The 12,951-nt window shown below is 60.5% G+C and carries 9 protein-coding genes; 2 read left to right on the plus strand and 7 right to left on the minus strand.

All coding sequences use genetic code 11. The features are described 5' to 3' along the window. Positions 1 to 7: 7 nt before the first annotated feature. The 6 genes from CHB79_RS09910 to pbpC all read right to left on the minus strand — a co-directional run bounded on the left by CHB79_RS09910 (position 8) and on the right by pbpC (position 7,296). Positions 8 to 751 carry an ABC transporter permease gene (locus CHB79_RS09910; RefSeq protein WP_342744816.1) on the minus strand — a complete coding sequence of 248 codons (744 nt, stop codon included), beginning with the start codon at positions 749 to 751 and terminating at the stop codon, positions 8 to 10. Continuing rightward, complete coding sequence (locus CHB79_RS09915; RefSeq protein WP_217898856.1) at positions 748 to 1,704, minus strand: ABC transporter ATP-binding protein; 957 nt, start codon at positions 1,702 to 1,704, stop codon at positions 748 to 750. The genes CHB79_RS09910 and CHB79_RS09915 overlap by 4 nt, the downstream gene beginning before the upstream one ends. Then, on the minus strand, positions 1,701 to 2,861 hold the full coding sequence (locus CHB79_RS09920; RefSeq protein WP_089359740.1) for an ABC transporter permease: 1,161 nt from the start codon (positions 2,859 to 2,861) through the stop codon (positions 1,701 to 1,703). The genes CHB79_RS09915 and CHB79_RS09920 overlap by 4 nt, the downstream gene beginning before the upstream one ends. Further along, positions 2,861 to 3,784, minus strand: a complete 924-nt coding sequence (osmF, locus tag CHB79_RS09925) for a glycine betaine ABC transporter substrate-binding protein OsmF (protein WP_141133423.1) — start codon at positions 3,782 to 3,784, stop codon at positions 2,861 to 2,863. Before osmF ends, CHB79_RS09920 begins: the two co-directional genes overlap by 1 nt. Before the next feature lie 195 nt (positions 3,785 to 3,979). Further along, complete coding sequence (locus CHB79_RS09930; RefSeq protein ID WP_089359741.1) at positions 3,980 to 4,864, minus strand: EamA family transporter; 885 nt, start codon at positions 4,862 to 4,864, stop codon at positions 3,980 to 3,982. A gap of 113 nt (positions 4,865 to 4,977) precedes the next feature. Next, complete coding sequence (gene pbpC / locus CHB79_RS09935) at positions 4,978 to 7,296, minus strand: peptidoglycan glycosyltransferase PbpC (protein WP_089359742.1); 2,319 nt, start codon at positions 7,294 to 7,296, stop codon at positions 4,978 to 4,980. Between pbpC and CHB79_RS22300 the strand changes: the two genes are divergently transcribed. Both CHB79_RS22300 and CHB79_RS09940 read left to right on the plus strand, forming a co-directional pair. Further along, positions 7,295 to 7,426 carry a hypothetical protein gene (locus tag CHB79_RS22300; RefSeq protein WP_281254630.1) on the plus strand — a complete coding sequence of 44 codons (132 nt, stop codon included), beginning with the start codon at positions 7,295 to 7,297 and terminating at the stop codon, positions 7,424 to 7,426. The genes pbpC and CHB79_RS22300 overlap by 2 nt on opposite strands. A gap of 82 nt (positions 7,427 to 7,508) precedes the next feature. Next, complete coding sequence (locus tag CHB79_RS09940; RefSeq protein WP_010490572.1) at positions 7,509 to 7,802, plus strand: hypothetical protein; 294 nt, start codon at positions 7,509 to 7,511, stop codon at positions 7,800 to 7,802. Between the two features lie 216 nt (positions 7,803 to 8,018). On the opposite strand, the gene CHB79_RS09945 is transcribed toward CHB79_RS09940, so the two are convergent. After that, entirely contained in the window at positions 8,019 to 12,938 is a 4,920-nt protein-coding gene (locus CHB79_RS09945) for an alpha-2-macroglobulin family protein (RefSeq protein ID WP_089359743.1), read from the minus strand. Positions 12,939 to 12,951: the final 13 nt, after the last annotated feature.

Consider the following 12,951-nt stretch of genomic DNA (forward strand, 5'->3'; position numbering starts at 1 on the left):
GACAGGCTCAACCACCGTAACGCAGGGCAAGCCCATGCTGGATGCGCTCGAAGGTGCTGTCGACGCAAACGGCCAGCAAGCCAATCAGCACAGCGCCCTGCAATACATAAGCTGTATTACCGTTGACCAGGCCGGCAATCACCGGGTTGCCCAGCGTGCTGGCGCCAATGGTCGAGCCAATCGCCGCCGTGGCGATGGTAATGGTTACAGAGGTGCGGATACCGGCCAGGATCACGGGGCTGGCCAGCGCCAGTTCAACCTGGAGCAATACCTGCAATGGCGACATGCCAATCCCCCGAGCCGCTTCCAGGGTAGAACCCGCAACCCCTTGCAACCCCGCCAGGGTATTGCGCAACACCGGCAACAAGCCATAAAGCATCAGCGCGAAAATAGTCGGCAGGTCACCAAAACCAAGTAACGGCACTGACAACGCCAGCACGGCAACCGGCGGAAAGGTTTGGCCAATGGATGCGACCTGGCTGACCAGGGGTAAAAAGTCCCGTCCCCAGCTGCGCGTAACAACTACCCCGGCCAGAACCCCGATAATGATCGCCAGGCATGCGGCCACGGCAACAACCAGCAAGTGGTTGAGGAGCAATTGAGCGAAGCTTTCACGGTGATAAATCACCTCGGCCGCGTCGGGCGTCAACTGGCGGAACAGGAACTCGAACTGGCCCATGCAAAATACGGCGAGTAACAGTAATGCCAACCAGAAAAGCGGCCCCCGCCAATACTTGATGATGGCGATCATGAGCTTTTGCTTTGCAGCAATGCACTGATCGGCAAAATGCCCAGCGGCACCTGTGCCTGATCACGCACACACAACAGATCGGCGCGCTGCCACAGCATCAGCGACAGGGCCTGGCGCAAGCTGCTGCCGGCTTCAATGGACAGGCTTGGCAGGCCTGCTGCGCCAAGGGGCAGCATAAAGTCCTCGACCCGTTCCAGGCTGGCACGCTTGAGACCGCGTTCACCTTGGCCAAGCAGGTCCTCGACAAAGCTGTTGACCGGATTGTTCAGCAGGTTTTCCGGCGTGTCGTGCTGGACAATTCGGCCTTTGTCCATCACCACGATCCGCGTTGCCAGGCGCAAGGCCTCGTCAATGTCGTGGGTGACAAAGACTATGGTCTTGTGGATATGCGACTGGATTCTCAGCAGCTCGTTTTGCAAGGCCTCACGGGTGATGGGATCGAGCGCGCCGAAGGGCTCGTCCATCAACAGGATATCCGGGTCGGCCGCCAACGCGCGAGCAACACCCACACGCTGGGCCTGGCCACCGGAAAGCTGGCTGGGAAACTTATGCACAAAGGTTGCGTAGGGCAGCGAAAGCAACTCAAGCAGCTCTCGAACCCGCGCATCAATCCTGTCAGCCGGCCAACCCAGCAATCGTGGAACAACTCCGATATTGCGCTCCACCGTCCAGTGAGGGAACAAGCCTGTGCTTTGGATCGCGTAGCCCATGCGCCGGCGCAGCAGCTTGCTGTCGAGGCTGGCAACATCCTCACCATCGACCCATATCTCGCCGCTGGAGCAGTCGATCAACTTGTTGAGCAAGCGCAAGGTAGTTGATTTGCCGCAGCCGGAAGTGCCGATAAAAACGCAGATTTCACCTTTTTCAATACGCAGCGACAGTTTGTCGACCGCAGTAATATCGCCAAACTGGCGGCTGACATTGCGTAACTCGATCATGGCAGCATCACTCATCTTTGCACTCCCGCCCTGGCCCATGACGCCAGGCTACTGAACAAGGCATCCGCCAGCAGCGCCAGGACAATGGTCGGCAAAGCGCCGAGCAATACCAGATCCATCGCGCCCTGCCCCAGCCCCTGGAAAATAAAGCTGCCAAAGCCACTGGCCCCGATCAGCGCCGCGACCGCGGTGAGACCAATCGCCTGGATAGTGGTAATGCGAACCCCCTCGATAATCACCGGCAATGCCAGCGGCAGTTGCACCTGGGTGAAGACCTGCCAACCGCTCATGCCCATGCCGCGCGCCGACTCGATCACATCGGCGGCAACGCCTTGCAAGGCCACACAGGTATTACGCACCACAGGTAGCAGGCTGTAGGCAATCAAGGCCAGCAACGCCGGGGCCCAGCCGATACCGCGCACATTGAGCTGCTGCAGCAGGGGCGAATGCGCGGACAAATAGCTCAGTGGCGCGATAAGCAAGCCAAACAAGGCCAGGCTCGGGATGGTTTGAAAAAAATTGAGCAGGGCAAATACCGGACGCTGCAAAGGCTGAACGCGCAGGATCAGCCAGGCCACCAGCAAGCCAATCAACAAACTCGCCAGCAATGCGCCGCCTACCAGGCTCAGGTGCCCGTAAAGCAATTGCCAGAAGGTCGAGCTGCGGCTGCTGTACTCACGCAGCAAGGCCAGAGGTGCCAAGGCGCCCGTGCCAATCAACAGCCAGCTGACACCGAACAACAGCACCAGGATCAACTTGACCCAGTGCCGCCCAGCGACAACGCGCTGCTGCAACTCAACCAGCAACAGCGCACCAATGAACAACAGGCTCCAGCAGCTGGCCGCCAAGCCCACCCGCGCGTATGGCTGCTCGGCACTGATGTGCTGCTGGATAAACCAGGCGAGCGCCACCGGAAGCTGGATCAGCAAGGCGCCACTAAGGCCCAGCATCAGCCCATAGCGCCTGCCTGTCGGCCGCAGGGCCAGGCCCGCCAAGCCGAGCAAGCCGACCACAATCCCTGTCATCCAGGGCCAACCCAGACCGGCCAGCAAGCCCAGCCCCTGCCCCGGGACAATTCGATTGGCCTGTACACTGGCAAAGTCGCCCAGGCAGACGATCAACAGCGCCAGCAACGCCAGGGTCAGGACAACGCGATTGGGCTCACTTGTCATCAATCAGCGAGGCCATCCAGGAAGTTACGCGCCACCGCTTGTGGATCTGCCCCATTGACCGCCACATCGGCGTTGAGCTTTTGCAGGACTTTTTCATCCAGCGCCGCGAATACAGGCGCCAGCAGGGTTTCAATCTGCGGATAATCCTTGAGCACATCGGCACGCACCAAAGGCGCAGGCTGATACACCGGTTGCACACCTTTGCTGTCGGTCAATGCAACCAGATCAAGCGCACTCAAGCCGCCGTCAGTGCCGTAGCTCATGGCGGCATTTACACCGTTGGTTTGCAGCGCGGCGGCCCGTAAGGTGGCGGCAGTATTGCCTCCTGAAAGCACCACGAGCTGATCGGCCTTGAGACTAAAACCATAGGCTTTCTGGAAGGCTGGCAAGGCGGTTGGCGAGTCGACAAACTCGGCACTGGCGGCGAACTTGAAGTCTCCGCCCTGCTTCAGGTACTTGGCCAGGTCATCGAGTGTCACCAGGTTATGTTCGCGGGCCAGGTCACCGCGCACGCTCATCGCCCAGGTGTTATTGGCATTGGCTGGCGGCAACCAAACCAGCTGGTTGGCAGCCAGGTCAAGCTCCTTGACCGTGTTGTAGGCTTTGCTCGGGTCCTTCCAGACATCACTGTCTGCACGATTGAAGAAGAAGGCGCCATTGCCGGTGTATTCGGGGTAGATATCAATTTCGCCGGCGATAAGCGCCTTGCGCACTATGCTGGTGGCACCAAGCTGCAGACGCAGGCTAACCGGCACGCCGCCGCGTTCGAGGGTTTGTGCGATCAACTGCCCAAGGACTGCGCCCTCGGTATCGATCTTCGACGAAACAACCACAGGTTTTGCTGCATATGCCGCCGGGACGCTGAGTACCGAAAACATCAACAGACAATGAAAAAACTGCTTGAAACGCGAAGATAACGACATCTTATGCCCCTGATCCTGGTCAGTTCGACGCCTTTATTCGAGCGCCCAAAATGATGCCAAACGCAATGACTGGGCCGCCATTTATCCCGGTCCAGTCATCTCTGACATCCATGTGATGGCATAAGAGTAAAGCAGTGCGCTCGCCAGCGCCAAGTAAAGGCCGGTCAGAAGACGCAATCGGCAGGTGCGACCTGCTCAGGATTGGGGCGCGACCAGCCGCCCGTATACCCGGCCGCCAAATACATTGATCAGCAATCCGGCCATCACCAGCAGCGCACCCAGCATTTGCAGCTGGCTCAACTGTTCATTGAGCAGCAACGCCGATGAGCTCAAGCCGATAACCGGCACCAGCATCGAGAAGGGCGCGATCTGGCTGGCCGGATAACGGGACATCAAGCGGCTCCACAAGCCGTAGCCAAGGATGGTTGCGATAAACGCCAGGTAGACAATGGCCATGATCGACGACAGGCTGATATTGCGCAGCGATGTCTCGATTTGCGCCGGGCCCTCAAATAGTAGCGACATCGCCAGAAATGGCAGCGGCGGAACCAGGCTGCCCCATACAACCAGGCTGACGAGGTTTATCTGGCCAACCTTCTTGGTGATGATGTTGCCCATGGCCCACATAACCGCGGCGCAAATCGTCAGCCCGAACCCGGCCAAGGTCATACCCGCGCCACTTTGCATGCCAATCAGCAACAAACCTGCTGCCGCCACCACCAACCCCATGATATTGCTGGTCCGCACCCGCTCGCCAAGCACCAGGGCGGCGAACATCAGGGTGAAGAATGCCTGGGACTGCAAGATCAGGGAGGCGAGCCCCGCCGGCATACCGACCGACATGGCAGAAAACAGGAAGGCGAACTGACCGAACGAAATCGTCATGCCGTAGGCAATCAACCAGCGCAGCGGCAAGTTGGGCCGCTTGATAAAGAATATCGCCGGAATGGCCGCCAAGGTGAAACGCAAGGCGCCGAGCAGCATCGGTGGCACACCATGCAAGCCGACCTTGATCACCACAAAGTTGAGCCCCCAGACCAGGATCACCAACAGGGCAAAAAACACGTCTTTGGGCGTCATCGGCGTACTCCGGGCTCGCGCTTGCAAAGCCTCTATCTAAACACTGCCGAGAGCAACAAGAGCAGTACAGTCAGGGAAAATTCAGGCTGTACAGTGCACTGTATCCTCCAGCCCTAGGGTAAAACACTGAAGTGCAGCAACGCCGTCTGCCCGCTCTCATCCAGCACGCTCAACTGGAACTCGCCGGTACGCTTGAAAACATGGACAAAGCGCTCATCGGCTGCGGTTTCAGCAACCTGCCTGCCCTCCAGAAACCACCAGCGCCGACCGTTGCCGCCCAACGCAGTCAGCTCAATACGCAACGCCCGGTCACTGGTTGCCGGCTGGCGCAAACGATCGCCATCACGCACGCCCACAATCGAAAGTGGCGCTGTGTTAGGTGCGGCCTGTGGCGCACATGTCTCGTCCGGCGCGGGCAAGCGTGCGGCTCGACGCTCCCGGCGCGGCAGCCAGGGTTCAAGCGGTGCGGGCCACAGGGCCACATCACGCGCGGTGGCACCGGGGCAACTGGCGTCGACACGCAACTGCTGCGAATTCAGCCATACGCGCTCAAGCAGGCCAAGGCCCAGTGGCTGGTCTTGGGCTTGCAGGGTGGGCGGCGTGGTGCCGTCCAAGGTCCAGGCAAACCGCTGGCGCCTGCAATTATCGCTTTTGCTGTCGAGTGGCTGCCCCAGCGGCCAGCAAATCGCCGCGACGCCAACGCTGGCAGGTTGCCGATCACGTGGCAGGGCAATACCGCGCTGGCTGTCGCGATTGACCAGCAGGTCATGCACCTGCAGCAACAGCGGCGCCGCAGATGCCAATCCAAACTGACCCGCCACGGGCGTACCGTCGGGGCGGCCAATCCATACCCCGATCACATAGCGCGGCGCCACGCCTATTGCCCAGGCATCGCGAAAACCGTAGCTGGTGCCTGTTTTCCACGCCAGGGTTGGCCGTTGCACCAGCTCTGCATGGGGGTCGGTACTGGGCCGCGCCTGACCGCTGAGTATTTTCCGAATGATCCAGGCGGCCCCTGGTGACAACAGGCGCCGCTCATACAAAGGTGCTTGAGGCTGGTAACGCAGCCGCGCGACTTTTCCACCACGGGCAAAAGCACTGTAGCCACTGACCAGCTCTTCAAGCCGACTGCCCGCACCGCCCAAAATCAACGACAGGTTAGGCTCGGCCAATGGCGGCAATGCCAGGGGCACGCCCGCGCTGCGCAGTTCTCCGGCAAAGCGTTTAGGCCCGTAGGCTTCAAGCAGCTGTACTGCTGGCAGATTCAGCGACAGCGCCAGGGCTGAACTGGCCGACACTGGGCCACTGAAGTTAGCGGCGAAATTACCCGGCCGGTAATCACCGTAGCGACGCGGTACATCTTGCAACAACGACTCAGAGTGGATCAGCCCCGCATCCAGGGCCATGCCATACAAAAAGGGCTTAAGCGTAGAGCCCGGTGAACGCGTTGCCCTGACCATGTCCACATGGCCAAAACGCTGGCTGTCCGCCAGGTCGACCGAGCCAAGATAGGCGCGCACCGCCATGTTTGGCAGCTCGGCCACCAGTATCGCCGCCGATGTATGTGCGGGTAACCGGGCCTTCCAACCCACCAGCAGGTCTTCAAGGCGGCGCTGGAGGGCCGCATCGATAGTGGTGTGAATCAACGGTGGGCTGCCCGGCGTATTCAAGCGGCGGGCCAACAGCGGCGCCAGCCGAGGTGCTTGTCTGGGCGCCAGCAATACCGGCTCCTCGAGCGCGTCATTAACCGCCGATTGCGGCCATACATCGAAGGCAGCAAGACGCTGCAGGACTTTGTCTCGCGCGGCTTGCGCCCGCTGCGGATGGCGATCAGGCCGAAGGCGACTCGGCGCCTGGGGCAGCACCGCGAGCAACGCGGCTTCAGCACGGGTCAACTGGCTGGGAGGCTTCCCCAGGTATGCCCAGCTCGCTGCTGCAACCCCCTGCAAGGTGCCGCCAAAAGGCGCACGATTGAGGTACAGCGTGAGGATCTGCGCCTTCGACAAATGCCACTCAAGCTGCACCGTGCGCCAGACTTGCTTGAGCTTGCCCGCCAGGCTGCGCGAGTGCGGATCAAGCAACCGAGCCACTTGCATCGACAAGGTACTGCCGCCTGAAACCACCCGCCCACCGCTAAGATTCTGCCAACCCGCACGCAGCACCGCCAGCGGGTTGATGCCCGGGTGCTGGTAGAACCAACGATCTTCATAGGTCAGCAGCGCTTGCAGGTAATAGGGCGAAACCTGGTCGATGGTGACAGGGTAGCGCCATACACCTTCGGCATCTGCGAAACGCCACAGCGGCGTGCCATCCTCGGCCAACACCACCCGCGCCTGGTCATCACCGGGCATCGGCAAGGGAAACACCCTGTCGAGTATCAATAAACCGGCGACAAGCACCACTGGCATCACAACCAGCAGCCGCCAACGCATGGGCAGCCGCCAACGCCTGGCGAGCATTGGCGCGGTCAAAGCCATCCCCTGTACAGCGAATATTTCACGGCGCAAGGGGAACCCGGCACTGCTCTTTGCAGACCAATACGCCAGCAGCAAAGGCGAATGAATGGCACACTGGCGGTTATTGTGAGCAAGGCAGGCTGCTCAGGCTCGGGTATGATGAGCCCGGAATTGAAGGGAATAACACGATGCAGGTAGCAGGTTTTTTTGAGTCACTCGGCCAGGCATTTGGCGCCGTGGTCAAGTTTATAGTCGATGCCCTCAGCGGCTTTTTCAACGCATTTGGTGGTGCCATTGGAGGCTTTATCAATGGCATGTCGAAAACCCTTGGCATTACCCCGTCCATCCTCAGTGTTCTGGTCCTGATCATTGGTTTGCTAATGCTCTACAAAGCGGTTCGCGCCTTTATGCGGGCTGGCATTATCGCAGGTTTGATCTGGGCTTTCCTGGGCCTGTGGCTGCTGAGCGGCTTGATTACCTGAGCACCGCTGAGCAACTACTGCACCAGCCATATCCTGTCGAAAAGCCGCTCAAATCCTTTAGGCTGAACGCACTTTAGTACGCCAGTCGTTGCTGTGGCAGCCGTTGCTGCGGCAGTCGTTCGTGCGACGGTCGTTGCCGTTGTTGCGCCCCGAAGGGACGAGCCCTCAACGCGCTGTGTTGCAGCCCGCAGCAGCTAGCCACGGGCTGCCAGTCGATCAACGCGGCTTGACCACCATGCGCGCCGGGGCATGCCCCAAAGCCTGCCAGCTGGGTCGATACATCGACTCAACCTGCGGCGGTGGCACACGGTAGCTTCCCGGCGTAACAGCCCGCGCCAGATAGAGCAAATGACTGCTCTGGTAACGGCTTACATTCAATGCAGCCACATAGCGATCGGCACGAAACTCCTGATGCTTGATACCTGCGTTCTGCATCGAATCGCGCCAATCCTTCACCTGGCGGCTGGCGTCATCCAGGCTTGCCGCGCTTTGCGCCAGGTTCTGATTTTCCAGCTCCAGCCCGGCAGGCAGCAGATCCACCACCAGGGCATCCGGCACTCGCTGCTCTGTAGCGCGCACAGTCAGGTGCACCAGCACCAATTCACCACTTTGCAGATCAGTGACATCCAGGGGCCTGCCATCCATGCCCAGGTAATCACGCTCAATGCTCAGGTTCGTACCTCCAGCGGCCGGTGCCTGTGCCGGGTAACCGGAAATACTCAGTTGCTGGTACAACGCATCATCGCCTTGATGACTGATGGTCAATGGCGCGGCAAGCTCAGTGCCATCGAGCTTGATACCGGACTGCTGATTGCTCAGGTCAAAGCTGAAGTCGCCGCTGCGCAAGGCCGCACTCCAGTCAGGCTCGGGTTTGCTCAGCAGGTTGCGCCCGGCCAGATACAACGCATTGCGTTCCTGGGTCGACAACCACTGATGACTTGCCACCTCATCGGCCAACTTGAACAAGCGCTGTTCACGGTTACTCGCCGCCAGGTTGTTCTCCTCCAGCAGCGACAGGATCAAGGCATCATCGCGCAGAGGGCTGCCGTAATCCGCCAGCCAGGTGTTGGCCGCACGCTGCCGTGCCAGGCCTTCGGCCAATGCTGTGTCAGCGCGGGGCTGGTCGCCCATCTTCGCCAAGGCAATCGACAATTGCACCAGTGGCAAGCCAGAGCGCGAATCGCCACGACGCTCATACAGGCTACGCAAGGCGCCCAGGGGAGCTTGCTGGCTGCGCGCAAGCACGTAGCCCGCATAGGCTTGCACGGCAAACCGGCTGTGTTCGACATTCTGGCTGTAATCGACATCAACCAGATTACGTTCCTGTACATAGCGCAACAGCCGCTCATTGGCCTTTTTAAGCGCCTCGGCCGGTACCGCAAAACCTTGTTCGCGGGCACGCAGCAGAAAATCAGTCACATAAGCAGTCAGCCAGTATTCTTCCGGGCTGTCCGCGCCCCACAAGCCGAAACTGCCGTTGTAGCGCTGCATGCTCAGCAAGCGCTCGATCCCCAGTTCGATCGAGCGTTTGCGCTGCTGTGCCGGCTCGCCAGTGATGCCCAGACGCTTGAGTATGCTGGCATCGGCATAGAGCGACGGATACAAGCCGCTGGTGGTTTGTTCCAGGCAACCGTAGGGGTACGCCTTGAGCGCGCGAATCTGCTCACCCAGGTTGAGCGGCGGGCGACTGGAAACCGCCAGCCGCGCCTCAAGCCCAGCCGCCTCAAACACATCCAGCGCACCTTCCGGCAGGCTCCAGGGTTGATCCTTGATCACGCTGCGATACTGCTTGACCTGCGCGGGGTAAGCGGGACGAATCCCCAAGTCCCAATCGCGGGCAAAGGGCCCGAGCACCTCATTGGGTACCTCCAGACCTTGCACGGCCACCTTGATATGGCCCTGGCCATAACCGCCAAGCGCCCTGACCGGGATGTGCAGGGTATTGCGCTGCCCATCCTTGAGTTGCAGCGACTGCTCGCTGTACTCACTGCGTAGCTGGCCACTGGTGGTGACATTGACCTTGAGACTTTGCGCCTGCCCCGAGAGGTTGGTCAGGTCGAGCGCCAAGGTGGTCTGGTCACCCCCAGCCATAAAGCGCGGCGCCGACAGCTCGGCCACCAGCGGCGCGGCAACCAGGGTTTTAGCCTCGGCCATGCCGAAATGATCCGTGCTCCAGGCTTGCGCCATCAACCGCAGCTCGCCGTTGAAATCCGGAATATCCAGACTGACCACGCCTTCGCCCTGCGCATCCAGGCTCAGGGGCTTGGCTTGCAGCGCGACAATGAGCACGCTGGTATCCGGGCGCTTGCCGCCAGCCGCCAACGCCGCGTCGCCACCGAATGCCAGCTTGGCAAGGCGTCCTTGCCCGGCTTCGATCAACTGGCCATACACGTCCAGCTGGTCGGCGCCATAGGCTTTACGACCGAAGAAGTTAGCGAAGGGGTCCGGCGTTGCGTAATCGGTGATACTCAGGATTCCTGAGTCAACGGCCGCCACCAGTACTTTCGCTTGCTTGGGGATACTGCCGTCGGCGTTACGCACCTTGACCTTGATGTTCAAGGGTTGCAACGGGCGCATTTTCGCCGGTGCCTCGAGGCTCAGCTGCAACTTGCGCTCGGCTCGCTGCAGCGGTAGATGCAACAGCCCCACGGCACGCTTGGGCGTGGCATTGCTTGCCCGCTCACCAGGGCGGATCACCAATGCGCTGACATACAGGTCATGGCGTGCCCAGTCCTTGGCGATTGGTATATCGAAGCTCTTGCCCTCGGCTGGGACTTCAACTTCTTGCCACCACAAAGGCCCGTCGCTCGACTCGACCATCAAATAGCCCTTGCCTGCTGCCGGTGCAGTGACTGTTACCCTGGCGGTCTCACCCTCGGCGTACGCCGGTTTGTCCAGGGCCAGCTTGACTTGATCCGGGCGCACAGCGCCGCCATCGGCGTTGTCTTGCCAGCGATAGCCAGCCCAGAAACGCAGGCTGCTCAACATACCGGTTTGCCCATCGATCACTTCAACGCGATATGGCCCCCACTCCACCGGGAAGCTGACTTTGGCGGTGCCATCGGCCGCAACACTGAGGTTTTCCTCACTCAGGTTGAGGTACTTCTCGTTGTAGTGATAGCTCCAGCCGTCGTTGTCGGAGAAGTTCCAGTAGTAATCGCGGCGCTCACGGACCAGGCGTACCGTCAGTTGGTCAGCTGCCAGCTTATTGCCATCGGGGTCAGCCACCAGCACTTCAAACTCAGCCTGGCTATCGGCATCAACCTCGTCACCCTCGAACAGGCCACGCACCGCGGGCAAACGCTCGGCGGGCCATACCGGCTGAATCAGGCGCCGGGTAATGGGCCGCCCGCCAGACTCCTGCAAGCTGGCTTGCAAAATCAATTGCACGGGCGACTTGATGTCCGACCAGCGCGACTCCACATCCAGCGTCGCCTTGCCTTGCGGATCGAGCTTTTGCTCATCCAGTTCGATATCCTGATCGAGCTGTTCTTCGGTCACCGAACCAAACTGGTAACCGGGCAGGTTCTTGACGGCCTCACGCAATGGCCGCACATAGACTTGACCGCTGATGCGATTACCCGCCGCCGGCGCGCCGTAAAGGTAGCGACCTGTCACTGCAAATTGCGCGTCCTGTTGCGGCGCCAGCGGTTGTTCGCTGCCCTTCAGCTCAAGCGCCATGCGCTCAGGCAAAAAGTCTTCGACCGAAAACTCATACAGCTGTGGCGAGCCATCGCCCAAATCCAGCACCAGTTGCCAGCGCCCGGTTGGCGCCTCTTCGGCCAACTGCAGTTGATATTGATAAAAACCTGAGTCGTCGCCAGTCCAGACGAACTTGCGGCTGACCTGCTCATCCGGGCGGCGCACTTCGACATTCACCGGCTGCGACTTAAGCGGCCGACCATCGGCATCACGCAGCAACGCATTGAGCAATACGGTTTCACCCGGGCGATACAGGTCACGCGGGCCAAAGACAAAGAACTGCAACGGGTGCGCCTTGGGCCCGGCAATATCGAACTCGGCCAGATCCAGCGCCGAACTGTTCAAGCGCAACAGGCTGGTTTGTGTCCCCTTGCGCGCCAGCAGCACATCGGCCTTGTTGGTCAGCGGCAGCTGGGCGTGGCCCTTGCTGTCGGTTTTTGCCGTGCTCAGCACCTTGCCTTTTGCATCGAGCAACTCAAGCTCGACTGCGTCCTGCGCTTCCCCACCCTCAAGCGCCTGGGTGAATACATCCAGGCGGTTGTGATAACGGTGTGCTGACAAGCCAATGTCACTGAGCGTGAACAGCGTCGCGGGTTGCGAGTAGCTGTAGCCGCCTGCCGCTCGCATCACGGCCAGATACACCCCGGGTTGCTTGAACGGCTCAAGGCCGGTGATTGGCAGCACCAGTGTTTCACGCGTGTTGCGTGCAGGATTCAAGTCAAACCGCCCGCCGTAGACGAGATCAGCCATGGGCAACAGCGACTGCGCGTCCCAGGTGTCGAGGTTGGCGCTACGCCCCCAGCGGCTGAGAAACGCGGGCAGCGATTCAGGCTTGATGCGAAAGAATTCGACATTGACCTTGTCGACGTTCAGGGCGATCACCGGCAACCCTTCGGCCAGGCGAGTCGGCAGCAACGAACCGCGGCTGGCAAAGCCAACGCTGGCTTGCAGGTCCCGGGTTGTCAGGCGGGTGATGCTTTCATCGCCAAGCGTGGCGCCATTCAAGCCGCGCACACCGGCATCGACCGTCAGCACCAACTTGCGCTTGGGTTCAAGATGGCGCAGGCGCAATTCCATCAAGTTGTCGGCCAGCTCCCATGCACCGTCGATCTTACCGGTCTTGGTGTCGACCAGGTGCAGGCGCTTGGCAAAATCCTGATCGGGATCAAGCGGTACGGAGAAGCTCACCGACAGCGCGCTGGCACCGTCAAGCTGTACTTCGGAGGCGTCGATCACACTGAGCTCACGACCAGCGTAGCGCTCGGCCAGCGCTTCTCGGTCGATTGCCGGCTTGGGCTGCGCGGGGCTGGCGGCAACGGCCGGTGCATCAGGCGCTTGCGCCGTGGCAACCGGGGCTGGGGCTGTTCCCGAAGAAGAATCACAGGCACCGAGCAAACCCAGTACCAAGCCCAGCAATATTCCGTTGTAGCGCATCGCAACCTCCGCT

Origin of the sequence: Pseudomonas segetis (assembly GCF_900188155.1) — a bacterium.
Taxonomy (GTDB): Bacteria; Pseudomonadota; Gammaproteobacteria; order Pseudomonadales; family Pseudomonadaceae; genus Aquipseudomonas; species Aquipseudomonas segetis.

Bases quoted from the DNA above. Each gene is read 5' to 3' on its own strand.
- CHB79_RS09915 (WP_217898856.1), bottom strand. From the start codon at position 1,704: ATGAGTGATGCTGCCATGATCGAGTTACGCAATGTCAGCCGCCAGTTT.
- CHB79_RS09920 (WP_089359740.1), bottom strand. From the start codon at position 2,861: ATGACAAGTGAGCCCAATCGCGTTGTCCTGACCCTGGCGTTGCTGGCG.
- CHB79_RS09940 (WP_010490572.1), top strand. From the start codon at position 7,509: ATGCAGGTAGCAGGTTTTTTTGAGTCACTCGGCCAGGCATTTGGCGCC.
- CHB79_RS22300 (WP_281254630.1), top strand. From the start codon at position 7,295: ATGGGCAGCCGCCAACGCCTGGCGAGCATTGGCGCGGTCAAAGCCATC.
- CHB79_RS09945 (WP_089359743.1), bottom strand. From the start codon at position 12,938: ATGCGCTACAACGGAATATTGCTGGGCTTGGTACTGGGTTTGCTCGGT.
- pbpC (WP_089359742.1), bottom strand. From the start codon at position 7,296: ATGCGTTGGCGGCTGCTGGTTGTGATGCCAGTGGTGCTTGTCGCCGGT.
- CHB79_RS09930 (WP_089359741.1), bottom strand. From the start codon at position 4,864: ATGACGCCCAAAGACGTGTTTTTTGCCCTGTTGGTGATCCTGGTCTGG.
- osmF (WP_141133423.1), bottom strand. From the start codon at position 3,784: ATGTCGTTATCTTCGCGTTTCAAGCAGTTTTTTCATTGTCTGTTGATG.
- CHB79_RS09910 (WP_342744816.1), bottom strand. From the start codon at position 751: ATGATCGCCATCATCAAGTATTGGCGGGGGCCGCTTTTCTGGTTGGCA.